Source organism: Collinsella sp. CM84Y_54, assembly GCF_036317945.1.
In the GTDB taxonomy this organism is placed as follows: domain Bacteria; phylum Actinomycetota; class Coriobacteriia; order Coriobacteriales; family Coriobacteriaceae; genus Collinsella.
This window is the reverse complement of the sequence record NZ_JAWQCX010000003.1, coordinates 34540-58596: the sequence shown is the minus strand read 5'-3', so window position 1 is coordinate 58596 and position 24057 is coordinate 34540. Positions and strand designations below refer to the sequence as shown.

At 59.6% G+C, this 24057-nt stretch carries 21 protein-coding genes and 1 tRNA gene; 8 read left to right on the top strand and 14 right to left on the bottom strand.

What is annotated here, in order from left to right:
• Positions 1-8 precede the first annotated feature (8 nt).
• The 6 genes from V2391_RS05475 to pheS all read right to left on the bottom strand — a co-directional run bounded on the left by V2391_RS05475 (position 9) and on the right by pheS (position 7588).
• On the bottom strand, positions 9-857 hold the full coding sequence (locus V2391_RS05475; RefSeq protein ID WP_329738515.1) for a hypothetical protein: 849 nt from the start codon (positions 855-857) through the stop codon (positions 9-11).
• A 78-nt stretch (positions 858-935) separates the two neighbouring features.
• Positions 936-1706 carry an energy-coupling factor ABC transporter ATP-binding protein gene (locus V2391_RS05470; protein ID WP_329738514.1) on the bottom strand — a complete coding sequence of 257 codons (771 nt, stop codon included), beginning with the start codon at positions 1704-1706 and terminating at the stop codon, positions 936-938.
• A gap of 44 nt (positions 1707-1750) precedes the next feature.
• Positions 1751-2587, bottom strand: a complete 837-nt coding sequence (locus tag V2391_RS05465; protein ID WP_329738513.1) for an energy-coupling factor transporter transmembrane component T family protein — start codon at positions 2585-2587, stop codon at positions 1751-1753.
• Positions 2565-3650 carry a cobalt transporter CbiM gene (gene cbiM / locus V2391_RS05460; protein ID WP_329738512.1) on the bottom strand — a complete coding sequence of 362 codons (1086 nt, stop codon included), beginning with the start codon at positions 3648-3650 and terminating at the stop codon, positions 2565-2567. The genes V2391_RS05465 and cbiM overlap by 23 nt, the downstream gene beginning before the upstream one ends.
• A 245-nt stretch (positions 3651-3895) precedes the next feature.
• A complete protein-coding gene (gene pheT, locus V2391_RS05455; protein WP_329738511.1) occupies positions 3896-6349 on the bottom strand; it encodes a phenylalanine--tRNA ligase subunit beta in 2454 nt (817 codons plus the stop codon).
• Positions 6350-6511: 162 nt separating this feature from the next.
• Complete coding sequence (gene pheS, locus V2391_RS05450) at positions 6512-7588, bottom strand: phenylalanine--tRNA ligase subunit alpha (RefSeq protein WP_329738510.1); 1077 nt, start codon at positions 7586-7588, stop codon at positions 6512-6514.
• 503 nt (positions 7589-8091) lie between these two features.
• Here pheS and V2391_RS05445 point away from each other — a divergent pair.
• Positions 8092-9666, top strand: a complete 1575-nt coding sequence (locus V2391_RS05445) for a carboxypeptidase M32 (RefSeq protein WP_329738509.1) — start codon at positions 8092-8094, stop codon at positions 9664-9666.
• A 137-nt stretch (positions 9667-9803) separates the two neighbouring features.
• On the opposite strand, the gene glmM is transcribed toward V2391_RS05445, so the two are convergent.
• Positions 9804-11135, bottom strand: a complete 1332-nt coding sequence (gene glmM / locus V2391_RS05440) for a phosphoglucosamine mutase (protein WP_329738508.1) — start codon at positions 11133-11135, stop codon at positions 9804-9806.
• An 81-nt stretch (positions 11136-11216) separates the two neighbouring features.
• Positions 11217-12239, bottom strand: coding sequence for a DMT family transporter (locus V2391_RS05435; protein WP_329738507.1), 1023 nt, complete (start codon positions 12237-12239; stop codon positions 11217-11219).
• 289 nt (positions 12240-12528) lie between these two features.
• Here V2391_RS05435 and V2391_RS05430 point away from each other — a divergent pair.
• A tRNA-Val gene (locus V2391_RS05430) sits at positions 12529-12603 on the top strand.
• 60 nt (positions 12604-12663) lie between these two features.
• A complete protein-coding gene (locus V2391_RS05425) occupies positions 12664-13005 on the top strand; it encodes an ATP-binding protein (protein ID WP_117765506.1) in 342 nt (113 codons plus the stop codon).
• Positions 13006-13233: 228 nt separating this feature from the next.
• Here the strand turns inward: V2391_RS05425 and V2391_RS05420 are convergent, their stop codons facing one another.
• On the bottom strand, positions 13234-13383 hold the full coding sequence (locus V2391_RS05420) for a hypothetical protein (protein ID WP_175406107.1): 150 nt from the start codon (positions 13381-13383) through the stop codon (positions 13234-13236).
• Positions 13384-13607: 224 nt separating this feature from the next.
• Between V2391_RS05420 and V2391_RS05415 the strand changes: the two genes are divergently transcribed.
• Positions 13608-14666, top strand: coding sequence for a DUF262 domain-containing protein (locus V2391_RS05415; RefSeq protein ID WP_138113938.1), 1059 nt, complete (start codon positions 13608-13610; stop codon positions 14664-14666).
• A 5-nt stretch (positions 14667-14671) separates the two neighbouring features.
• Entirely contained in the window at positions 14672-15478 is an 807-nt protein-coding gene (locus V2391_RS05410; RefSeq protein WP_138113936.1) for an MAE_28990/MAE_18760 family HEPN-like nuclease, read from the top strand.
• On the opposite strand, the gene V2391_RS05405 is transcribed toward V2391_RS05410, so the two are convergent.
• From V2391_RS05405 to V2391_RS05395, 3 genes are all read right to left on the bottom strand, one after another.
• On the bottom strand, positions 15475-16551 hold the full coding sequence (locus V2391_RS05405) for a DNA cytosine methyltransferase (protein ID WP_117765512.1): 1077 nt from the start codon (positions 16549-16551) through the stop codon (positions 15475-15477). The two genes, V2391_RS05410 and V2391_RS05405, sit on opposite strands and share 4 nt — an antisense overlap.
• A 285-nt stretch (positions 16552-16836) precedes the next feature.
• Entirely contained in the window at positions 16837-17085 is a 249-nt protein-coding gene (locus tag V2391_RS05400; RefSeq protein WP_138113934.1) for a PriCT-2 domain-containing protein, read from the bottom strand.
• Positions 17086-17247: 162 nt separating this feature from the next.
• Positions 17248-17385 (bottom strand): helix-turn-helix domain-containing protein, encoded by a 138-nt coding sequence (locus V2391_RS05395; RefSeq protein ID WP_138113932.1) that lies wholly within the window; start codon positions 17383-17385, stop codon positions 17248-17250.
• A gap of 430 nt (positions 17386-17815) precedes the next feature.
• Between V2391_RS05395 and V2391_RS05390 the strand changes: the two genes are divergently transcribed.
• The gene (locus tag V2391_RS05390; protein ID WP_138113930.1) at positions 17816-18514 is read left to right on the top strand and encodes a DUF5710 domain-containing protein; all 699 of its coding nucleotides are present in this window, start codon (positions 17816-17818) and stop codon (positions 18512-18514) included.
• 155 nt (positions 18515-18669) lie between these two features.
• Here V2391_RS05390 and V2391_RS05385 read toward each other — a convergent pair whose 3' ends face one another.
• Complete coding sequence (locus V2391_RS05385; RefSeq protein WP_138113928.1) at positions 18670-20175, bottom strand: Sau3AI family type II restriction endonuclease; 1506 nt, start codon at positions 20173-20175, stop codon at positions 18670-18672.
• 140 nt (positions 20176-20315) lie between these two features.
• Between V2391_RS05385 and dcm the strand changes: the two genes are divergently transcribed.
• The gene (gene dcm, locus V2391_RS05380; protein ID WP_138113926.1) at positions 20316-21578 is read left to right on the top strand and encodes a DNA (cytosine-5-)-methyltransferase; all 1263 of its coding nucleotides are present in this window, start codon (positions 20316-20318) and stop codon (positions 21576-21578) included.
• Between the two features lie 125 nt (positions 21579-21703).
• The gene (locus tag V2391_RS05375; RefSeq protein ID WP_138113924.1) at positions 21704-22195 is read left to right on the top strand and encodes a hypothetical protein; all 492 of its coding nucleotides are present in this window, start codon (positions 21704-21706) and stop codon (positions 22193-22195) included.
• Between the two features lie 100 nt (positions 22196-22295).
• Here the strand turns inward: V2391_RS05375 and V2391_RS05370 are convergent, their stop codons facing one another.
• Positions 22296-23762 carry an ATP-binding protein gene (locus V2391_RS05370; RefSeq protein WP_329738506.1) on the bottom strand — a complete coding sequence of 489 codons (1467 nt, stop codon included), beginning with the start codon at positions 23760-23762 and terminating at the stop codon, positions 22296-22298.
• Positions 23763-24057 lie beyond the last annotated feature (295 nt).

Genomic DNA, 24057 nt, shown 5'->3' with positions numbered 1-24057 from the left:
CCGGCCAGCTAGCAGCTAGCGATCAGGGGCAGAGCGGGCACACCGGGTGATGCGACGCGGGCGGTAAAACCCGCCTCGGTTAGCTCGACGACCTCGGTAAACGTTGTGTCAAAGAACGCTTCGCTCAGCAGGCGGTACGGTGGATGATCCGGCTCGCCGGGGTTCTCGCGCACGATCTCGTGCATGACGCCAATGGTCTTGAGCACATAATCTTGCGGAATCGAATACTGACCAAACTGGGCCGCCGCGGTATACAGGCGATCGGTCGCACGCGGGATAGAAACAATGCCGAGCGTCTTGCCAAACCAGTCAAAGTCGCCTTGCTTTTTAATGCGGAATTCCTCGCACGGCTTGCCGCCGTGCGCCCCCAGATACTGATTCACGCGCGTATTCCACACGGTATCGGCCACGAGGTGAGACCAAACACCCAGTGTCAGATCGAGCAACGACTGCGCCACGTCCTCGGGCGCGAGCGAAAGCTCGCTTGCGCCGGGACCGGCAACCGGCTCGGCGTCCTTGTAGCGTTGGGGATAATGCACCCGATTGAGCCGCTCGCGCTCCTCGGCAATCGAGGTCGCGGCAGCCGGCGTACCAACAGGCGCCCCTTTGAGCAGCGGCGCCACATAGGTGTCCCAAAACTCATGCTCGCGCGGCTTAGGGATGGGCTCAGGCTTGGCAAAGTGCGTAATGCGGTACGGGATGGGATCGGCGATGCCAGGGACCATAAAGCCCACGAAGATATCCGGAACCACGCAGCCAAACAAAAAGGCATTGCGGTCGCGCACGTTATCGGCAAGCGTGCCAGCACGCGCCAGCAGTCGTTCCGTCTGAGCGATATGAATATTCCAACTTGGCATAGCCACCCCCGTAAAACCCGGATAACTATACCATTCACGGCAAGCCACGCGCGCGGCCGCAGCCCTACTACGCAGCAACTATTCCGCAGTGCCGCTTTCGGTTCCATACGATGCCACGGGTGCCGCGACCACGTGGTGATATCGATCGATATAGATGGCGCGGGCACCCAGGCGTCGCACCAAATCCTGATGATGCGTGCTCATCAAGACCGTCTTACCGGCAGCAACATAGGCCAGTAGAAAGTTGACCACGATGTCGCACGAGTCTTCGTCAAGTCCGTTGGTAGGCTCGTCGAGCACCAGGATATCGGGGTTCATCGACACGATGGCAGCCAGCGCAACGCGCTTCTTTTGCCCGCCCGAAAGCTGATAAGGCGAGGCATCGACCAGATCGGCCACCTGGAACAGCTCCATGGCATCGCGGACGCGGCGCTCGAGCTCGTCTGCCGGCAGCCCCATTTGAGCCGGGCCAAACGCAACTTCCTCGCCGACCGTGGCACAAAAGAGCTGCGCATCGGCGTTTTGGAACACAAAGCCCACGCGCTGATGGAACCGCTGGGCCGTCGCAGAATCCTTGAGATATGCCGCATCGACCGCATGCCCGTCAAACAGATACGTGCCCGCGTCCGCGAGCTCAAGGCCGTTGATAAGGCGCATGATCGTCGTCTTGCCGCAGCCGTTGGGACCCAGCAGGGCAACGAGCTCCCCACGGCCCACCTGCAGCGAAACGCCATCGACCACCGTATGGCCCGCATAGGAAAACACCACGTCGCGAAACTCGATGAGCGGCGTTGTCTCGGCGCCAGCAGCACCGCTCGCGTCCATCGCGTCATTCGTATCGTTTACCAAAACGTCGCCCTTCCCTATTCACATCGACGGATCGACCGCCCGCGCTACAGCACCGCGCACAACACGGCGAGCAGCACCACAACGGCCGCATAAACCGCATCGCGCCAGCCAAAAGAGCTGCGAGCGGGCGTCGGATACGCGCCGGCAAACCCACGGCAAAGCATGGCCTCGTCCATCGCGCGGCTGCATTCCATCGCCTTAATAAAGGTCATGCCCATGATACCCGCGATCGAATCGGTACGCGAAAACCCCTCAGGCGCACGGCCAACGCTGCGCAGCATGACCGATTCGGTCAGATCGTGCGCCGTTCGGCCCAGCACCTCGATGTGCTTGAGCGCCATATCAAACGTAAAGATAACCTCGTCGGGCAGGCGCAGCATCTTGAGCGCCGCCGACATGCGGCTCCACGTGAGGGTCCACGAAACGCCCAGTACCAGCGACACGTTAATGAACGTTTTGAGTGCAATCTTAAGCATGGCACCCGTGGCAGAAGCGCCCAGCAGCAGGGCAGGCAGTGCCAGAACCACGGCAAACCCCGCAGCAGCCAACGCCGGCATAAAGGTAGCGCCCAGCCCGCGTACGGGGCGCACCGCGACCAGCACCAACGCGATCGCCGCCATCAACATGAGGTACAGCGGGCTCTGCGTCAGACACACGCACAGAACGCAGACGAGCATCCCCACCAAACGCACCGGCGCCGAAACGGAAGAAAGGGCGCGGTCGATCATCGACCCGCCCTCGTGTGCGCCGCCGCCCAGGCGAACCCGCTCAAGCAGGCTCGCCAGGTGCAGGACGTTCTGTTGCATTACGCGATGCCGAGCCCCCACGGGCTCATATCGCTCCTCGGCCGCAAGCCAACTAGGCAGCTCGGCTATTGCCATGAGCACCGCTTTCCTTAACCGTCAGCGAGATCAGACGGAATGCGATGGTGAGCACCGCCACGCCAATCACACCGGAAAGGATATACATGGCAGCCTGACCGGCAAAGCCAAGACCCTGCTCCTCGGAATAGGCCTGCAGGTAATCGCCCGTGGGCAGCGCATCGGCAAAGGTCGGGGTATCGAGACCGACCGAAGCCTGCAGGCTGTTGTCACCAGCCTCCTGAACGGCGGTCGCGGCGCCCTCAGCGTCCCACTCACCCCAGGCGTCACCCGTGGCCAGCAGGCCCAGCGGCGTGGCCACGACAAGCACGGCAACCAAGATGAGCGTGGGGACCAGCGAGGTCTTCTTGGCAGCAGCGCCCTCGGACTCCAGCAGGCCGTCGGAAGCCTCGGGGCCGACGATAAAGCTCGGCGCCGTCTTCTTGATAAAGCCGTAGATAGCGGCGGTCGCCACGCCCTCGACCACACCGGCTACCAGCATATGCGGGATCAGCATGGCCGGAATGGAAACGGACAGCGGGAAGGGGCAGTACAGCGGAGCACCCGAGGCGTTGGTGAAGAGCATCGGCTGAATACCAAACTCGATTGCCGCGCACAGGGCCGCCAGGCACAGGCCGACCCAGCCGCTTACGATGGCCGAAACCGAGATGCCCCAGCTCTTGTCGTGCAAACGGCTGTTGAGCGCACGGAACACGATAGCAGCGGCAAACGGCAGCACGAAGGCCATGTTAAAGCAGTTGGCGCCAAAGGACAGGATGCCGCCGTCGCCAAACAGCAGCGCCTGCAGCGCCAGCGCGACCGAGACGGCAATGGCAGCAGCCTCGGGGCCTAGCAGCAGCGCGATGAGCGCGCCACCAACGGCGTGACCAGTGGTACCGCCGGGCAGCGGCACGTTGAACATCATGAGCAAGAAGGAGAATGCGGCGCAGATGCCCAGGAACGCCATGTGCTCGCGATCGAGCGTGGCGCGCACCTTCTTGATGCAGTGAACCCAAACGGGCACCATCGCCACTGCCATGACGGCATCGGTCTGCGGGGACAGATAATTATCTGGAATGTGCATGTACGCCTCCCGGTTGTCGGCGCACGGAATTGCAACGCCGCCTGAATCACCTTGTCAGTGTTACGTATTGTCAGATTCGTAACACGCCGCGGGCTATCATAGCAAAACGGCGCGCTGCCGACAAAGCAGCACGCCGTTATGTAATGCGCGTGTCATATATGCAGGCTCAGCAGTGCCTTATACCGAGCATAGCGGTCACGTAGGACTCGGCGGCAGCCACCGCTGGCCTATACCCAGCGCAAGCCCTATCCGCGGACCTCGCCGTTTACGCCCTTGCACACCTTGGTGACGATCTTCTGGTGCGCCTTCTCGACCTCTTCGCTGGTGAGCGTGTGATCGTCGGAGCGATACGTAAGCGCAAAGGCCATGGACTTCTTGCCCGCTCCGATGCGGATGGGATCGCGGTAGACGTCGAACAGGCGCACGCCCTCGAGCAGCTTGCCGCCGGCGCTGGTAATGCGGCGCTCAAGATCCTCGCAGGTCACGGAGTTATCGACCACGATAGCAAGGTCGTGCTCAACGGCAGGGTACTGCGAGAACTCGCGGTAGTTCTCCTGGTTGCGGGCGCCCTTGATCAGCTTGTCCAGATCGAGCTCAAAGGCAACGACGACCTCATCGATGCCCATCGCCTCGCGCGCCTCGGGGTGAATCTCGCCGACCCAGCCCAGCACGGTGCCGCCGGACAGAACCTCGGCCGCACGACCCGGCTGCAAGAAAGCGTAGCCCTCGCCCTCGACGGGACGGAAGCGGACCTTCTCGATGCGCAACTGGACAAGCAGCTCCTCGACAATGCCCTTGCCAAAGAAGAAGCGCAGCTTGCGGTACTTCGTGTTCCAGGACTGCTCGCTCCACTGGCCCGAGAGCACACCCGCCACGGACTTGGTCTCCTTGGGCAGGCTGGCGTTCTCGCGACCGTGGAACAGGCTGCCGACCTCGTACAGGTGCACGTTGGGCGTGCCGTGGGCCTCGTTATAGGCCACAGACTGCAGCAGACCCGGCAGCAGTGAGCGGCGCATCTCGGTCTGCTCGGCCACCAGCGGGTTCATGAGCACGACGGGGCAGCCGCGGCCCTCGGTGGACATACCGATCTTCTCCAGGTCGCCCGGGGCGGCAAAGCCAAAGGTCGTGGTCTCGTTGAGGCCACAGGCGCGCAGGATCTCGCCGACCTTGCGGGTGAGCTTCTGCTCGCGGGTCAAGCCGCCGATATGGTTCTTGGCAGCCGGGATGGTCGCCGTCACACGGCCCATGCCCCACAGGCGCAGGACCTCCTCGATCAGGTCAATCTCGCGCGGCAGGTCGGGGCGGAAGCTCGGCGGGGTGACCATAAAGTCCTCGCTGTCGCGCTCGACAGTGCAGCCCAGGCGGGTGAGCGAGCGCTCGATAAAGTCGGGCTCGATGTCGGCGCCGCAGATGGCGTGCACGCGGGCCAAGCGCAGCTTGATGCTGTCGATGGTCTTGGGCGCGGGGAACACGTCCACATAGCCGGGGGCGACCTCGCCGCCGGCAATCTCCTCGATGAGCGCGCACGTGACGTTGGCGACGTCCACGCAGCCGGTCTCGTCGACCTGGCGCTCAAAGCGAATGGAGGCATCGGAGATCAGCGACAGGTCGCGGCTGGTGTGCGAGGTGCGACCGGCGTTGAAGCAGGCGCTCTCGACCATCACGTCGACGGTGTCGTCCTCGATCTCGGAATCCATGCCGCCCATAACGCCGGCCAGCGCCACGGGACGCTCGCCGTCGGTGATGAGGCCCATGCCGGCGTCGAGCGTGCGCTCCTCGCCGTCGAGGGTCGTGAACTTCTCGTCCTGTTGGGCGGCGCGAACCACCACGCGGCGATGGCCATCGCGCTCGGCAAAGGTGTCCAGGTCAAAGGCGTGCAGCGGCTGACCGGTGAGCATCATCACATAGTTGGTGATGTCGACGATGTTGTTGTGCGGGCGCACGCCCAGGGCGTTAAGGCGCTTGACCATCCAGTCGGGCGAGGGGCCGACCTTCACGTTGCGCACGATGCGGGCGACATAGCGGTCGCACAGGCCCTCGTCGGCGATCTCGACGGAAAGCTCGTCGTCGGTCGCGCGGCCGGTCTCGGCCTTGATGGCGGGCAGCTCCACGTGGAAATCGCGGTCGAAGATGGCGCCGGTCTCGCGGGCCATGCCGATCATGGACAGGCAGTCGGGGCGGTTGGGCGTGATCTCGCAGTCAAGCACAGTGTCACTCGAGCCCACGTACTCGGCAAACGGCATGCCGCAGGGCGTGTCCTCGGGCAGAATCATGATGCCGGAGTGGTCGCCGCCCAGGCCGAGTTCGCGCGCGGAGCAGTTCATGCCCATGGACACGACGCCGCGAAGCTTGCTCTTCTTGATCTTGACGTCGCCGGGAAGCACGGCGCCGATCATTGCCGTGACGATGTGGTCGCCAGCCTCAAAGTTCTGCGCGCCGCAGACGATCTGCAGCGGGGCGGGGTTGCCGTCGGCGTCGAGATTCTTGTCGCCCACGTCGACCGAGCACACATACATATGGTCGCTATCGGGGTGCGGGGTCTTGGTAAGCACCTTGGCAGTCACCACGTGGTCGAAGGACTCGCCCACGGTGTCGATCGCCTCGACCTCGGTGCCGGTACGGATATATTCGTCCGAAAGGGTCTTGGGATCCTCCGGAATATCGATCATGGTCTTGAGCCAGTCGTAAGAAACGCGCATGTAGCTCTCCTAGTTCTTAATCTCCGCAAAGGAAGGATTATCAAATGAAGACGTTCGCCTTAGGGTTGTCCAGGTGCCCCAGGTTGGCGTGAAAGAGGAGCGACGCGTACTAAAGGTACGCGAGCGACGGTTTGAACGCCAAGATGGGGTGCCTGGGCAAGCCTAAAATTGGTTCAGGAAGCGCATATCGCCAGTCATCAGGGTTCGCAGGTCGGGCAGGTCGTAGCGCAGTGCCGCGACGCGCTCGGCGCCAATACCAAAGGCGAAGCCGGTGTACTTCTCGGGGTCGATGCCGCAGTTGATAAGGACGTTGGGGTCGACCATGCCACAGCCCAAGATCTCAATCCAGCCGCTGTGCTTGCAGAAGTTGCAACCCTTGCCGCCGCACACGTGACAGCTCACGTCCACCTCGCAGGAAGGCTCGGTGAAGGGGAAGAAGTGCGGGCGGTAGCGCGTCTTGCGGTCCTCGCCAAACATGCACTTAACAAAATAGTCGAGCGTGCCCTTAAGATCGCCAAAGGTGATGCCCTCGTCGACGACCAGGCCCTCGATCTGGTTGAACTGCGGCAGGTGGCAGGCATCGGCCGTGTCGGGACGGTAGACGGTGCCCGGGCAGATCATGTAGATGGGCGGCTTTTGCGACTCCATGGTGTGGATCTGCACGCCCGAGGTCTGGGTGCGCAGCAGCACGTCGGACTCGCCGTGGGCGTGAGCCTCGGGGTGCGCGACGCTGCCGGGGTTGTTATCGACCACGTAGAAGGTGTCGCGGGCCGAGCGGCTCGGGTGATCCATGGGGGCGTTGAGCGCGGTGAAGTTGTAGTAGGAGGTGTCGACCATGGGACCGGACTCGACGGTGTAGCCGATGCCGCAGAAGATGTCCTCGGCCTCCTCGATGATCTGCTTGATCAGGTGCTGGTGGCCGACCTGCGGACGGATGCCCGGCAGCGTGATGTCGACGGCCTCGTGCTCGAGTGCGTGCTTGAGGGCGGCGGCCTTCATCTCGGTGGTGCGCTCGTCGAGCATGCCCTCAATCAGCTGGCGCATCTCGTTGGCGCGCTTGCCCATCATGGGACGATCCTCGGGGGCGAGCTTGCCCATCATACGCATCAGGCCAGTGATGCGGCCCTTGCGGCCGAGCAGCTCAACGCGCGCGGCCTCGAGCTTTGCGGCGTCATCGGCGCCTGCGACGAGCTCCTTGGCCTCTTCCTCGAGTTTGACCAGATCATCAATCAGACTCATGTCTTCCCTTTCGTCTCTCGCGCATTCGCTTGCCGGGGCAACCGATGCCGCTTGGCGCTGCGAAAACGCGGCCCGGTTCGGTAACAAAAAACCGCCCTCGGGCATGTACATTGCCCAAGGACGGTTGAATTCCGCGGTACCACCTTGTTTGACCCGGCGGATGTCTGGCCCGCCGAGCCCACTCTGCGCCCCTTGTCGCGAGGCTCACGGCTTCCCTACTGGGGCTTCGCCGCCGCTGGCCGCGCACCCGTTGAGGTTGCTGCTCGGGAGTGAACGCTTGGCCCTTGCCACCGCAGGAAGGCTTGCAGCCCATGACCTTCCCTCTCTTGCCGGCGACGCGGCGGGCAAAACCCTCTCCGTCAACGCATTGGGCTATAGGATAACACATTCTGCGAGCATATCGCCGTGTTCCGTTTTGTTCGTGCTGGGTACAAGGCGGGTAGCTGTGCAAACTGGCCGCGCGCCCACCCGAGGCGCTCGGCTCACGAGATCAAGGATATGGTATGGGAAATAAGCACGATAAGAAGGCCAAGGCCGCAGCGGACAAGACGCCCAAAGGCATAAAGGTCGATAAGGCCGTCAAGAAGCTCCGCAAGCTCGAAGGCAAACTGTGGACCCGCGAGTACCTGCTCAAGATTGCCGAGTTCGACGGCGCAACGATTGCCCCCGCCAACGGCGCCACGGCCCGCGCCGACGCTATGGGCACCCTTGCCGGCGAACATCACAAACTCCTGACCAGCAAAAAGTCCGTTGAGCTCGTGCGCTCTCTCGCGCGTGAGACAGTCGCGGGCGGAAAGATCGACGACCCGCAGCTGCTCGACGAGATCCGCGTGCTCGGCCGCGACCAGCGCGAGGCAAGCGTCATCCCCACCCAGGAGGCCGAGGCCTGGACCAGGCTCACCTGCGAGGCAGACGCCGTGTGGCACAAGGCCAAGACGGCCAATGACTGGGCGAGCTTTGAGCCCTATGTGGATAGAATCGTCGGCCAGCTTAAGCATCAGGCCGAGCTCATGGATCCCAAGCGCGACCCATACGATGTTTGGCTCGACCAGTACGAACGCGGCCTTTCCGCCAAGAGCTTCGACGCGTTTTGCGACGAGGTCAAAGCCACCGTCGTGCCGCTCGTGCACGCCATCGGCGAGCGCGGCCAGCAGCCCGCTGCCGACTTTTTGCATGCCCGCGTGCCCGAGGCCGCCCAGCGCGCCATGAGCTTCGACCTGATGAAGCTCGTCGGCCTGGACCTGGACGACACCACGCTTGCCTTTACCGAGCACCCGTTTAGCGAGGGCTTCTCGGTGGGCGATGCGCGCATCGCGACGCACATCTATGAGAACGACTGCATCTCCAATGTCTACAGCATCATCCACGAGGCCGGTCACGCCATGTACGAGCTGGGCGTCAATCCCGCCTATGCGCGCACCTGCCTGGAGGGCGGCACATCCATGGGCATCCACGAGAGCCAGAGCCGCTTTTTCGAGAACACCGTGGGCCGCAGTCGCGCCTTTATGGGACCGCTGCTCGAGGTACTGCGCCGTCACGCGCCCGAGGTTTACGGCAGCGTGGACGAAGACACGCTCTATCGCGCCGTGAACATCGCGCAGCCGTCGCTGATCCGCACCGAGGCCGACGAGCTCACCTATCCGCTGCATATTATGGTGCGCTACCAGATCGAGCGCATGCTGTTTGCCGGCGAGGCCACGGCCAAGGACATCCCTGCGCTTTGGAACCGCCTTATGGACGAGTACCTGGGCATTCCCGTTCCCGACGACACGCGCGGCTGTCTGCAGGATACACACTGGAGCGGCGGCTCGTTTGGCTACTTCCCCACGTATGCGCTGGGCAGCGCCTACGATGCCATGTTTTTGCCGGCCATGTGCCGCGACGGTGTCGACCTCAATGGCGCCTGTGCGAGCGGCGATTTGGCGCCCGTTCGCGCCTGGCTGGGCGAGCACATTTGGCAGTGGGGCCGCGCCAAGGACGCGCCGGAGCTCATCAAGGGCGCATGCGGCATGGCGTTCGATGCCCGCTACTACTGCAGCTACCTGCAGGACAAGTTCACCACGCTCTACGAGCTGTAAAGCTTAGGCAACACGCCAACGCAAAGGGGCGCCGCAGGATCTATCCGCGGCGCCCCTTTTTTCATCTAAGCCAGAGACCCGGCACTTGGGGCCGTTTGCAGCGTCGAGCCGTTACGCGGTTTGGCAAAACCGCGTAACTACAGGGCCTCCAGTGCGGCGGCGATGCGCTTCATGGCGGCGTCGGCAGCTGCCTGGTCGGGAGCCTCAGCCAGCACGCGAATCACCGATTCGGTTCCGCTCTTGCGCACCAGCACGCGGCCCTCGCCCGCCAGCGATGCCTCGGCCTCGGCGATCGCATTCTGCACGCCCACGTTGCCCAGCGCGGCGTCCTTATCCGCCACGCGCACGGCAACCTGCGCCTGCGGCAGCAGCTTGCACGGAGCCGTGAGCTGCGAGAGCGTCTCGCGCTCGGCACGAATCACTTCCATCACGCGCAGCGAGGTCATAATGCCGTCGCCCGTGCGCTCGATATCGCCAAAGATCGTATGACCCGTCTGCTCGCCGCCCAGGCTGTAGCCGCCCTCGCGCATCTTTGCATACACGTGACGGTCGCCCACGCCGCTGGTCACGGCGCTCAGGCCGGCAAGCTCCAGCGACTTGACCAGGCCAAAGTTGCTGGCAATCGTCGGAACCACGGTACCGCCCGAAAGGCGCCCGTGCTTGTTCAGGTACACGCCGCACACGTACAGGATCTGGTCGCCGTCGACCACACGGCCGCGCTCATCCACGGCCAGGCAGCGGTCGGCATCGCCGTCGTAGGCAAAGCCCACATCCAGGCCCTGCTCAACCACGTGGCGCTGCAGGCGCTCCATATGCGTGGAGCCACAGTCCACATTGATGTTAAAGCCATCGGGCGCGGCGTTGATCACGCGCACGTCGGCGCCCAGCGCGTCGAACACCGGCTTGGCCACCGAGGACGCCGAGCCGTTGGCGCAGTCGATGCCGATCTTGACACCCTGCAACGAAAAGTTCGCACTTGCGATGAGCGAGGCAATATAGCGGTTGCGGCCCTGCATATAGTCCACCGTGGCACCGATCTGGTTGCCCGTGGCCAGCGGCACCTCGCCCTTGCCATCGATATAGTCCTCGATGAGCTCCAGCACGTCCTCGTCCATCTTGAAGCCGTCGCTGTTAACGAGCTTGATGCCGTTATCGCAAAACGGGTTGTGGCTCGCACTGATCATGATGCCGCAATCGAAGCAGCCCTCCACGGTCTGATGCGCCACGCCCGGCGTTGGGATCACGTGCAGCATATATGCGTCCGCACCGCTCGCGACCAGGCCACTCACCAGCGCCGCCTCGAACATGTAGCTCGAACGACGCGTGTCCTTGCCCACGATCACGTGTGCCTTGCGCTCGCGGTTGGCACCGTAATACCAACCCACAAAACGGCCGATCTTATAAGCGTGCTCTACCGTCAGCCCAACGTTGGCCTCGCCGCGAAATCCGTCGGTGCCAAAGTACTTCATAAGAGGTCCTCTCTATAGACAAAGGCGCGCCGCCAAAGCAACGCGCCGCCAGCCCATTATCCTTTAAAGCAACCGCACCCGCTACACCGTGAGGAACATCATCACGATGATCATGGCAAAGCCGATAAGGTCGGTCGGCAAAAACACCGTGCCCAGCATAACGGCGCTGGTAATGGTTGCCGAGACCGGCTCCGCAGTTCCGATAAGACTCGCACGTACAGAACCGATATCCTTGACGCCCTGCATATAGAGCATATACGCCAGGAAAGAGCCTACGATCACAAACACCGCGAGCGCTTCGACGCCGGCAGCATCGAGGGCCGGCATATGAGCCCACGGCTGCACAAAGACGCTCGAAACGGCACCCGCCGTAAGCATAGCTGAGCCCGTAACAATAGGGCTGCCGTATTCGGACAGAATCTTGGCGGGAATCACCGCCATACAGGTGGCGCTGACCGCACACATAAGGCCTGCGACCAGGCCAAGCGGCGATATGCTCAGGCTGGTCGGGTCGCCGCCGGTAGCGATTAAAAAGGTGCCGCCTAGGGCCAACCCAATGCCAACGGCCTCACGCACGCGAGGCATGCGATGGTCGACCACGCAGGTGTAGCCCATAATGATGACCAGTTGCAGGCACTGGAGCACCGTCGCAGTTCCGGCGTTGGTCAGGCGCACGGCCGAAAGATAGCAAAACTGGTTGAACAGCAGGCCAAAGGCGGTAAAGAGCAACAGCTGCTTGCGGTCGGCGGGCGTGGTCCAGAGTTTAACCAGACGCTCGCGATCGCGCGTGACCACCACGGCCATAAAGAGCAGACCGGCGAGAATCTGGCGCACACTCATAAGCCACAGGGTATCAACGTGATAGGTATCGAACAGGAAGCTCGCGCTGGTGCCCGAGAAGCCCCAAAACGAACCGCCCACCAGCGTAGCCAAGACGCCCAATGCCATCTTGCGCGACGACGCATCGTTGAGGCGATCGCGCCATGCACGGCGGGTGCTGCGACTGAGCTCGTCGGTGCCCTCGGGCACATCAATGTTCGATATATCGGTCATCGGCACCGAAGCCCCTGCGCCTTCGACCTGCTCGACACACTCTTTGCTCATTCCACTCCCCCGAAACAGCCTGGAAACAATTCGGCTTACCTTACCACGGCGAAGGCATCAGCTAGAGGCTTGTCCGCTTATCGGTAGGACAATTCCGCAGGCGTCTTTCCATAGCTCGATACCGCAATGGCCTTGCATTATGCGACAGCCAAATCGCGGCAGCAGGCTCTTTTGAAATGGATATAACAAAGCCCCCGAATTCCACAATGTAAGCGATTTTTAAAAATGTTCTTGCCACCGAGTTCAGGCTCCGTTATATTATCCCTTGCGCGCTTGCGCACCCTTGATCGGGCGTTTAGCTCAGGGGGAGAGCGCTTCCCTGACACGGAAGAGGTCAGAAGTTCAAATCTTCTAACGCCCACCAAATGTTCAACCGGTCTACCTGCGGAAATGCGGTAGACCGGTTTCTTGTATATAGCGCTGTATCCCAAATGTATCCCAAAAGGCGGCGCGCGAGCACTCGCTGGAGGCGGCGATGAGGGACATCGCCAGAAACGACCTGGTCATCCTGGACGAGTTCGGCTACGTGCCGCTGGACCTCGACAGCGCGAGGCTGCTGTTCCAGGGGGTGTCGGACTGCTACGAGAGGCACAGCCTGGTCATCACCACAAACATTGAGTTCAGCAAGTGGGGCACGGTCCTGGGGGACGACAAGATGGCGGCGGCGATGATCGACCGCATCGTCCACCACGGCCGCCTGGTCGAGTTCACCGGCGCGAGTCACCGTATGGAGGCGACGCTCATGCTCGGCAAGGCGGTGGGATAGGTTAACGCGGCGTGTTTGCCAAAGTGCTCAATTTGGTCGCGCCACAATGTTCAGCTTGTCGTCGACACAAACAGCGGCTCCCGCGTTTGGCAGCCCCGTGGTCCCAGCGGGCGCGGGGAGACCGAGAAGAGTCAGGGCTCCGCCTCCTTGAGCGCGCCCACGTCGCCCCCGTGTTCGTCGAGAAGGGCACGCGCGGCCTTGACGCTCCGCGCCCCAGCGAGCCTGAGCTCAGTACTCCACGCGCTCGTCGGCTGCTGCGCCCTCCACCGCTTCGATCCCCGAGCGAAGGGCGTCCGCCACCTCTGCCGACCTCGCGTCCTCTTGCCCTTCCGCGAGCTCGACCTTCGCCGCCTCGTCGCCATGAGTCTCACCGTCCATGTATCCTGCTTTCAAATCGCGGCAGGCACAACAAGGCGCCCGCCCAGTTACTCGATACGAGCAGCCTAGACGGGCGTCACAAAGTGGCAGAGGGGCACGACTCTAATGCCAGGCATCTGCTGGTATCATTAGAGTGCAGCATTGGTTATGGGAGAGGGCTTCACATCCCACAGCCAGTCAGACCTAAGTTGGCTTCGTCCTGCTATAGATTGAGGTGAAGGCGATTGACTGATCAACAAAGTGAGACGATCGAGATTTCCGAACAGATTCGCGACAAGAAAAAGGATGTGCGATTCAGCACTCGCGAATACGTTGCGGAATACCTCATCAATAAGTTCAATGCTGATGCATTCTACATTCCGCTTGACTATCAACGGAACTTCGTCTGGACAGACGTTGACTGCAGCTACTTTATTGAGTCTGTGCTAATTGGCCTGCCCATTCCCTACATGTTCTTTGCCGATGCTGAAGATGGCAGAACGGAAATCGTTGATGGAGCGCAAAGGATGAACGCCTTGGTGAACTTTGCCAGAGGCGATTTAACCTTGTGCAATCTAGACATCCTTACATCTGTCAACGGAAAGACCTATTCAGAACTTCCCATAGAAGTACAAAGAAGATTCGATAACGCGAGCTTTCGAGTGGTTTACCTTGAGGAAGGGACCACCTTTGACGTCCGACAGGAGATTTTTCGTCGTATCAATTCATCGGGCAAGCAGCTCAAATCGCAAGAAATTCGCCGTGGCTCCATGGGCGGCGATTTTACAAAACTAGTAAGCGAGCTCTCCAAAGATCCGCTCTTTATAAAACTTGCCCCGTTAAGCGAGACGGCGCGCAAACACTACGATGACATGGAACTTGTCACTCGTTTCTTCGCCTATGCAGACGGCTACCCAGATTTCGAGGGTTACAAAGACCGCGTTGCTAGTTACCTGGATGAATACACGAATCGCATGAACATCGAGCTTGCCGAGTCACCTGACAAGCGCAATGAACTCGTCGCTCGCTTCAAAGAAATGTTGGAATACGTTGAGAAGTGCTTGGGAGACAGGGGTTTCAAAAAGACACCGACAGGAAAAACGACTCCTCATGCGCGTTTCGAAGCTATTGCGGTCGGCGTTGCCGTGGCGTTGTCGGAGGACAAGGACCTTTCGCGCAAAGACATGTCTTGGGTTGATTGCGAAGAGTTCCAGACCCTTGTGCGGTCAGACTCGGCAAACGTAAAGGCCAAGTTGAAAGCTCGCATTGATTTCGTTGCCAACAAGCTGAAGGCGGAGCGGTAAACCTTATGGATTCCAATGACTTTAACTTGGGGTACGAAGAGGTCTACAACGACCGCCTTGGTGAGACCAAGAGCATGATTACGCTCGCGACCCTGCTCGATTCGCTTGACCAAGGTGCAGAGGGCGTGCGCTACAATGCTGTAATGCGAGGAGCGTACGAAATCGCTGAAAAGGCAAATCCCAGTGGCCTGCCCTCATCGACACCAGATGTGACCCTCGTTTCCAGTGTCATCCGCTCCAACGTCAAGCTTATGATCTACAACATCATTGAGTACTCAGTCACTAATCTCATGCAGGCGATTTACGACAGAGTAAAGGACGAGGGTTGCGGCTACGCAGAGGTTTCCGAAAAGCTTCAATCGATTTGGCATCATACCCAAATGTATAACGGGTTGAGCGACCCAAAAGCCAGCAATAGTACTGCCGAGTCCATAAGCAAGAGGTTGCTTGATCATGCTGTTAAAAATAACGTACTTCAATTCAGCGTTCGGAACACCATCGCCGGTGGAAATCTAGATGCAGACAAAATCCTCAAGCTCTTTGATGACCACGGAATATCGATTCATGATGATATAGCGAACTGCAAGAGGGATGAGATTAAGAGCGAGCTTAAAGACATCAAGAATCGACGGAATGACCTAGCTCATGGATCAATTTCGTTTGCAGAAGCAAGCAATCAGGTGACAACATCGGAGCTTGCGGAGCTAGTCAATCATGTTGACTCATTTTTGATGCAGCTCCGCAAGGATGTTTCGACCTACCTCAACGCCGGTGAATATCGGCGCGGTATGACCGAATCAGAAGAGGGCTAGTGTACGCAAGCGGCAATTATGCTTTTGCCAACCGCTTCGCCGAGCTTTGGTGGCACGGCGTTTCCAATATGCCGTGCCACAGCTTTCTTGCTGATCTTCTCGCCAGGCCTAATGAACTTGTAATCCTGCGGGAAGCTCTGCAAGACGGCACCCTCACGCAAGGTTAGGGCTCGATTTTGCTCTGGATGCCCAAACCGGCCCGTACCGTACATATAGAACTGCGTAGTTATAGTTGGGGACGTCTCGTCCCAAGCCATCCTCCCGTAGACCGCAGGGTACGTTTGGCCAGCAGCCTTTTTATGACAATCAAGCCTCAGATCCTCAGGCCAATCTCGCCACGTGCCATTAGGCGTCGAAGCCTTAATGCGCTTCAAGTTTAGTTCTGATAGCGCCGACGCCGTTTGCAGAGAGTCCCCCCTGCAAGAGCCGCCAGCGCTCACGGCAGGCAGCGCACCTATTGCCTGCCGAACCGTAACAGCATGAGCGTTATCATTCGTAGGGTCAATCAAGCTGATGGACCCATTTCTAGAAGCTAGCAGAATCAATCGCCGCCGATGCTGGGGCACACCGTACTCCTCAGCCTTTACGACGCTGTATTCCACCGAGTATCCGGACTCCTTAAGCGTGTTCAAGAAACCAGAGAAGATGCTCTCCTTCTCGAGCTCGGGCACGTTCTCCATGGACACGTAATCTGGCTGCACTTCACGTACAAGCCTCCCAAACTGCGCAAGCAACCCCCAGTCTTTGTGCTTCTCGCGATGCTTCTTGTCCTTGCGGTGCTTCGAGAAGGGCTGGCAAGGAGCGCACCCTACCAAGACTTTGATGTCAAAGTCCTTCAGGAGCTCCTTGACTTCCTCCCCGGTGACCTCGGCGATGTTCTTGCAGATGAACTTGTCCTTGCCGTTGTTCGCATCGTAGGCGTACTGGCAAGAGGAATCGAGGTCAAACCCAGCCACCACATCGATGCCAGCGGTGCGTAAACCGTAGGTCAGGCCCCCGACCCCGCAAAACAAATCCACAGCACCAATGGAGGCGCTCTGAGCCTTATCCTCCGTGGAACTATCAACGCTCATCGCAATCACCCCTTCGGCGTCCTAGAATGACCGTATGCGAGCGTCACAAACTCGAAAAGAATTCAACTCGCTAACTTTATAGATTAGCAGCAATCAGAGGGATTGGAGACCTAAGCTTGAAAACGTCACCGAACGGCTGTTTGCTTCCCGTAAACAGCAGAAGTGCAGGTAAAACGCCTTGGCCTCGATTTGCTTGATCGCCTGCTCCAAGTACGGCAATCCGGAGAGGTCCTGGCCGCCGGAGGCCGTGCAAAGCGCTCCGCTTGTATGGTCGCCCGTACTCTTTCAGCCTGCGTTCGCCGCATGCCAGAAGAGCGTGCCCGCCGTGATCCTACCGCCCTCGTCCACATGCTTGAAGAGCTTGCGGGTAACGGCCTCGTCGTACTTCTCGGGGTCGTGGGAGCACCAGCTAAGGAACGTGTCGTGGTCGCCTCCAGCGGCCTCGTAGCTGATGCCGATGTTCTTCCAAGTCTCGTAGTTCTTGGGCGGCTCCATAGAGAGGAACGCCAAGTCGGCCTTCTCCTTATCGTTCATGCTGGCTCACCCCGCAATCGAGCTGCGAGGCGGCGCTCCCCGTGACCGAGCTGTAAGATGCAGCCACGACAGGCCCCCGGCCTGTCCACTCGCCGCCGGTGGCCCCGCCGCCAAGTATACGGCCACCGGTGTCATTTTCCTTGAATGCTTCCATAGGCATCGCTAGTCCTCAATGCCGAGCATGTCGCAGATTTTCTGCCCGCTGATCGCCCAGGTGCCGCCGATCATCATCGCGGGGAGCGTCCCGTCCGCGCACCACTTCTGGACTTGGCGCAGGCTCCACCCGCCAATCTCGGCCACGTGCTTAGGGGGTCTCGCACACCTTCACGTCCGCGCGCCGGATTTGCGAGCAGCCGAGCGGCTCCTTCCCATGCCCTGTTCTCGCCTTTGTACCGAGCCATTCAGTCACCGCCCTAACCTCTGAGCTACTAATGACGTGTGATCACGGTTAAGACTGTACAAGAGCGAATTGCCGCGTTTAACTGTGGTTATGTAGTGCAGCAGTGGCAAAACTGCTTGACGGCGCGGGACTTCCATTTTGCTTTGCGACTGCTTGGACGGCCAAATTGCTCATTTGCTGACTTATAGCAATGCCCCAACGGCACCGTCGCGTTTGCAACCAGCCGCGGCCAACAGCAAGAACATCAGCAATTCCGTCGGCATGCATCGGACGTCCGCCGCTGGGGTATCCTTGGAGCACATGCACCGCAAGCCGCACAAAGGAGCCGCCATGCGCACCGAGCTCGATGTTCCCTTTTCGCACAAAGACCAGGCCAAGGCCCTGGGCGCCAAGTGGGACCGGGTCAAGAAGATCTGGTACGTGCCCGATGGCGTCAACCCCGAGCCCTTTGCCGCGTGGCTGCCCGGCGTGGATCGTTCCGACCCCAGCGCGCCCTACATCTATCTGGTGCTTGGCAAGCGCGAATGTTGGAAGTGCCACGAGCAGACGACGGTCGCGGCCTTTGGCATTCCGTATCGGGTGGCCGAGGACTCGGGCAGCAAGGCCGCGCCCGGCGCTGCGCCCGCCATGGACGACGCGGGCCACATCGCAATCGACACCGCCCGCGCCAACGCCATAGCCATCGTTCCCGCGCTGGGCTGCGTGCCGGCCGAGATCCGCGACTACCTGCGCGAGCGCTGCGGCTACAAGCCCGTAACGTCGCGCACCACCAAAACCGTATCGCTCGCCAGCACCTGCACCGCCTGTGGCGCGCTGCAAGGCAGCCATTACCTGTTCGAGGAGCCCATGTCGCCGTTTGCGCTCACGGCTATCAACAAGCTGCCCGCGCTGGAGTTCGTGCGCGTGGAAGTCGCCGGCGTCTTTGGCATCCACGCCAGACAGGGCAACTTTGACCAGGCACTTTTTACCTGGGCACGCGACCACCACACCCAGTTCCACAAGCCCCTGTGCGAGGGGATCTACCTGTAAGATATCTTAGGTACCGGCGAGCGCTCCTGGCGGCAAGGTATCGCCCAAAGGCAGAAGCACCCGACAGACAATTAGGTGTCCGCATCGTCATACACGACATCGATACCACAGCCGGGACAGCGTCCGGGGCGCACCAGCATGTGAAGACGGTCTTGTTACAGTCCCAAAATATGCTCCAAATAGCCCTTGTTAAACCAGAACGATTGCCTGGTCATCCAACGTCCGTCGGGCAACTCGTAGGCGTTCCTCGCAATATCGCCGATTTCGGTTCCGTCGGCGAATCTGTACGCAGCTTTTGAGGTATGCGGGCGGACGTGAACGATCGGGTTGTCTGCCATACCGGGCAGGTTGTTGGTCACTTTGAGCTTTCCGCTTGCATCCCGATACGGATTGAGCTCAACGCCCTCGCGAATGACCTTTCGTGTCTCATCCCAACAAGCCTTTGCGGGGCCTTCGATTTCGTTTGCCGGCATTGCCCAGAATAGGCAGCGGTCAAGGCGCCACTCCCCCTCGTGGTCCTCACGGAACACGACAAAGAAGAAACGACTGGTCTCAAGGCGCGCACGGAAGGAAGACGTTTCCCAATCCTCATTGATTAGCTGCTTAAACTCAAACGGAGGGAAGGACATTGCTTGCTCGATGTGCCCCCTCTTATTAACGCGACAAGCGCGGACGTTAATCCCAGCCTTAACGAACTCCTCGGCAGCATTGTTTTTTATGCCGAGCATGCGATAAACGAGTGTCGTCCATTGCGCCTTGTTTCCTGTGTATTCCAAGCCGTACTGCTCCGCAATCTGGCGATCAGTTTCGCCATAGTGTTGCTCGATCAGTCCAGTTACGTAGCTTTCGAAATCAATGGACTCGTCGTCGCCTCGAACGATGCTCTCGCCGATACGCGGGGCACCGAGAACATAGGCGTGAAGCACATAGTCCATGTACGAGCGTTTGAGAGAAAAGGCGCGACGTTTCGCGCGACGGCGTTCGATCTCGCCCGTATCGGTATTGAAGTACTCGTAGTACTGGTCGACCCACATTGTCGCTTCGGTTGCGCCCTTTGTGCAGGCGCCCAAGTAGGTGGTCATGCCCTCCGACAGCTCGTCTGCGCGACCATCCTGAATGTACGAAATGATTTTCTCGTAGTCGGCGCGAATGATTTTCATGTCCTCTTCGGGCAGACGAACCATGACCGCACGCTCAATGCGTTGGTCGTATTTATCGATGGAACGATCTCGGCCGTAGTAAATCAACAGGATATTGCTGAGCTTGGTCTTGAGATGAGAACTGTCGTAGTCGAGCGAAACAGGTCGGTCATAAGGAATCATGGTCAGGACAAGGCGCTCGCCAGCAGACTTCCGGCCGTTCTTGAGCACATCAAAACACGTTGCCTTGAGCTCAACGCCCGCCTCGGGAAAGTCGGGGCGATCGTCACTATTGGCCTTGTAGCCAAAGTAACGTTCTTCGATAAGAGTGCCCATACCGCCTTTGTACTTCTTGGAGCCAAAGTCCTTGGGCGCACTCTCCCCCTCCGGAGCAATACCGAGCTCGAGAATATCGCGGAACGTCATGCCATCGAGATTGGCAGCATAGCGCTCAATACTTGAGGGGTCAGAAAAATCAGTATCGTCAAGCATGCGCTTGAAATCGAGGCGCTTCTTAGACACGGGATACCTCCGAAACTCGCAACTAACCTCATGGTAGTTCAGAGCAACTACTAACGCCCAGAAAATTGAGGTCTTGATTGTCCCCTCGATCGGTTATTGTTGTGACCACCATAACCGGACACAGCAGCGATTGGAGAAACGTGTCTGAGATTAATATTGCCGAGCTTTTTGCGGGCGTCGGTGGATTTCGTTTGGGTCTCGAAGGCTATGCCGACCCTCGCCATCCCGAGTTTTATATGAAGCCCGCCGGCCCCTTCCGCACCATTTGGGCCAATCAGTGGGAGCCGCCCGGAACCAAGGCGCGTCAGTTCGCGGCCCGTTGCTACATGGATCGCTTCGGCAATGATTCCGTCGTCAACGAAGACATCAATAAGGTCCTGGAGCAGGCCGAGGCGAAAGAAATCGAAATCCCCGATGTCCAAATGGTTGTTGGCGGTTTCCCCTGCCAAGACTACTCTGTCGCGCGTCCGCTCAATCAGGCACACGGCATCGAGGGCAAGAAGGGCGTCCTTTGGTGGGACATCTATCACTTCCTCGAAATGAAGAAGCCCAAGTTCGGTCTCTTTGAGAACGTCGACCGCCTGCTCAAGTCGCCCGCGTCTCAACGCGGTCGCGACTTCGCCATCATCCTAAGCTGTCTTGCCGACCTCGACTACACGGTCGAATGGCGCGTGGTCAACTCTGCCGAATACGGTTTCCCCCAGCGTCGCAAGCGTGTTTATATCTTCTGCGAAAAGGACGCTGGCAAGGTTGATCTCGTTAATCGCATGCACAACGGCGTCATGGCTAAAGCCTTCCCCGCCATCTATCCCGACGAGATGTCCGAGCTCGACGTTTTGCCCGACCCCTACGAGAACTCAACTCGTTTTGGCGTCGGCCAAAAGACCTCTCAATTCAAGAATGCTGGCGTCATGCAGGGCTGTCATGTTCTGACCTGCGACTTTGCCGAGGACTATCACGGTGAGCGCCACGTGCTTGGCGACGTGCTTGTCGACGAGGCTGATGTCCCGGAGCAGTTCTACATCTCCGACGAAAAGCTTCCCGACTGGCGCTACCTTAAGGGCAGCAAGCGCGAAGAGCGCACTAACAAAAAGACAGGCTTTACGTACACGTATTCCGAGGGAGCCATGAGCTTCCCGGATGCCACCGACAAGCCGAGCCGCACCATCCTCACAGGAGAAGGCGGCACGGGAGCGAGCCGCTTCAAGCACGTCATCGAATGTCCCGATGGCCGTTTCCGCCGTCTTGTTCCCGACGAGCTCGACCAGCTTCAGGGATTCCCGAAAGGCTGGACCGATACGGGCATGACTGACGGCCATCGAGCCTTCTGCATGGGCAACGCACTCGTCACCGGCGTGCCCCATCGCATTGGCGAAGCTATGGTCGAAGTGTACGGCCTCTAAGGCAAGCAATCCGGAGCCGGCAGTTCACGCTGTCGACCCCGTTTTTCCACCCCACTCCCCTGTATACTGATGTAGCACGTGTTTCATCCGGGCTTGTTGGGCCGGATTGTTCATGGGAGGGTCTTATGGCTGCTTCGAATCCGCCTAAGGGGAGCGTTTCTTCTTCGTCCATCAAGCCGGTAACGCGCAAGGCCGTGCGCTGCCAGCGCGAGGTCGCTTGGCTTGTCACGCAGGCGGCGGGCAGGCTTGTGGCGACCACTCAGGACGTCAATGCGCCTACGCCGAGCTTTGTGTTAGCGACGGCGCTGGATTTTGTGCGCCAATTGGAGCTTGCCGAACAGGATGCCAGCGGCCACCTCGACTACCAAAATGTTATGGCGCCCGACCTGCAAACGTTCTGCCACATGGCCAAGTTGCCCGCCGCGCCCAATGCGCTTTCGGACGCAGGCTACATGTTTACGCTTTCGGGCGCGGACCTTATCCGCGACATCTATGCATACTGCAGCGAGCTCGCCGAACGCCACGTCTTTGACGCGGCTGAAGTCAAACCGGGATATGTCATCAAACTGGTTCTTAGGCTGTTCTTGATGGACGGGTTCGGGGCCATGCCGGCGTAAGCCGAGTCTTTAGCATCACCGTTGACTGAGCAACAACCGCTTTATCTTAGTGGGCGCCAATTGAGGGTCGATTATTGGTTCGCCTCGTCCACTAACGCATTTATTCCACGCGCTCTGACAATCGATACTTGCGGTTGCGGCTCGTCGCCGGCGCCGTGGGCTCAAGCTCGCCTTGAGCAATGAGCGCGTTGACGCGCGACCTAACCTGGGAAATTGTAAGCCCCGTGCGTTCTGCCAGCTCACGCGTCCCCAGCTCGCCGTAGTGTTTGAGTGCCGTCACAATTAAGCCCCCGCCATGATCGACCGGCTCGATCTTTGAACGGTAAAGTACGACCTTGAACCGATCGAACCCCGGGCAGAACAGGGGCTCGGCCAGACCATGCGCGCGCATGGCATCGATCATCATCGGGATGCCCGAGCCATTGCCCTCAGCCGGCGAACCTGCGCCATCCGGCAGCGGGACAATCGACATGAGTTTCACGAGCGTCGCGTTACGGCATCGGGAGCTGCCGTCAAACAAGTTCTCGCGAGTCTTTCCCCCGTAAAGGCCGCCAGGATTCGTCACCTCGACACGATCGTCAAAGACGTCGACGGCAATCGATTGTCCACAGAACCGATCCCCGTATTCTCGATGGATTACGGCGTTGGCGATTGCCTCGCGCAGAACATCCTCGGGAATCTCCAGCGAGTCGACACGCGAGACGCCTTGGACGGTCGAGGTTCGCCGCAAATTCTTGGCGACGGCCGCGACAGCATCCGAAATCATCTCGCCTAGGGTGCCCTCGCAGACTGTGCGGTCCATAAACCTTAGTGGCCCCGCAGCTCCCTTTTGAGTTCCCATGTGGACAGCCACATCAATGAAGAGCTTGGGATAGAACTGCTGAGGGTAAACGCCCGCGGCAAGGAGGCCGGCCTTGGTAACATTGCCCTGGAAGTCGAGGAAATTCAGACGCTCCATCTTTGTCTTCTTGTCCGCCGCACCGCGCATCGCTCGAGACGTCAACGAATAGGCACGATCTATCGTACGGTCGACCAGCGTCTCGTCGAGATCGTCCGCGCCCGCGCCCACCACCGCGTCGCGATCGCTCGGAGTCGCTCGACCGTATGACGCCAATGCGAGCACCTCGGTCGATGAAAGCGGCACATCTTTGTCATCGATGCGCTTGTAGCTGCCACCCTGGGCGCCCCGCTCTATGACATAGCAAGGCTTGCTCGACGGGTCGAGCTCCTCAATCGTGATGACCAGAACCACGGTGCCCTGGAGCTCCACGCGCTCAATGGTGTATTTGGGCGGATTGGCCAGCTTTCCGCGACCGCCGGCATCGCCCATGCCTGACACAAATTGGTTGAGCACTTTCTCGGTCTCGAAGTTCTCAACCGGGACAAAACCTGCGCGCTCACTCACTCCGAGCACGATGATTCCGCCGGCAGTGTTCGCGAATGCGCTCACCGTTTCCCACACGTCGCGGGAAAGCGTCGTGGCGCTCTCCTTCACTTCGACGTTAAGATCATCCGAGCCCATACGCCTTAAAGACTCAAGCAAACCGGTCAGCTCGTTTTCGTTCATCTGCACGTCCTTTCGCTCGGTCCTGCGGAGAATGCCGCGGATAGATTTCCCTCGTCTCTCAGTTATCTCTCGTAATTATCTCTCATCTATCTCTCTATCTCTCGGCTTAGAGATAGAGAGATAGATGAGAGATGGAATGTCTACCATTTGCTTCATTTATACATATTTTTGCTGGTAGAACAATCGGTATTGAGACAATACCATGATTGCCTGCCTCTTTACTGCTCAGTTATCTCTCATATTTTTCTCTCATCTTCCTGTCATCTCTCATATTAGAGACGAATGAGAGACGAGA

Bases quoted from the DNA above. Each gene is read 5' to 3' on its own strand.
- V2391_RS05420 (WP_175406107.1), bottom strand. From the start codon at position 13,383: ATGGACGGTGAGACTCATGGCGACGAGGCGGCGAAGGTCGAGCTCGCG.
- V2391_RS05390 (WP_138113930.1), top strand. From the start codon at position 17,816: ATGCGCACCGAGCTCGATGTTCCCTTTTCGCACAAAGACCAGGCCAAG.
- V2391_RS05445 (WP_329738509.1), top strand. From the start codon at position 8,092: ATGGGAAATAAGCACGATAAGAAGGCCAAGGCCGCAGCGGACAAGACG.
- pheS (WP_329738510.1), bottom strand. From the start codon at position 7,588: ATGAGTCTGATTGATGATCTGGTCAAACTCGAGGAAGAGGCCAAGGAG.
- V2391_RS05405 (WP_117765512.1), bottom strand. From the start codon at position 16,551: ATGAGCGTTGATAGTTCCACGGAGGATAAGGCTCAGAGCGCCTCCATT.
- V2391_RS05400 (WP_138113934.1), bottom strand. From the start codon at position 17,085: ATGAACGATAAGGAGAAGGCCGACTTGGCGTTCCTCTCTATGGAGCCG.
- V2391_RS05435 (WP_329738507.1), bottom strand. From the start codon at position 12,239: ATGAGCAAAGAGTGTGTCGAGCAGGTCGAAGGCGCAGGGGCTTCGGTG.
- cbiM (WP_329738512.1), bottom strand. From the start codon at position 3,650: ATGCACATTCCAGATAATTATCTGTCCCCGCAGACCGATGCCGTCATG.
- V2391_RS05370 (WP_329738506.1), bottom strand. From the start codon at position 23,762: ATGAACGAAAACGAGCTGACCGGTTTGCTTGAGTCTTTAAGGCGTATG.
- glmM (WP_329738508.1), bottom strand. From the start codon at position 11,135: ATGAAGTACTTTGGCACCGACGGATTTCGCGGCGAGGCCAACGTTGGG.
- V2391_RS05375 (WP_138113924.1), top strand. From the start codon at position 21,704: ATGGCTGCTTCGAATCCGCCTAAGGGGAGCGTTTCTTCTTCGTCCATC.
- V2391_RS05410 (WP_138113936.1), top strand. From the start codon at position 14,672: ATGGATTCCAATGACTTTAACTTGGGGTACGAAGAGGTCTACAACGAC.
- pheT (WP_329738511.1), bottom strand. From the start codon at position 6,349: ATGCGCGTTTCTTACGACTGGCTCAAGACCATGATCGATATTCCGGAG.
- V2391_RS05475 (WP_329738515.1), bottom strand. From the start codon at position 857: ATGCCAAGTTGGAATATTCATATCGCTCAGACGGAACGACTGCTGGCG.
- V2391_RS05465 (WP_329738513.1), bottom strand. From the start codon at position 2,587: ATGGCAATAGCCGAGCTGCCTAGTTGGCTTGCGGCCGAGGAGCGATAT.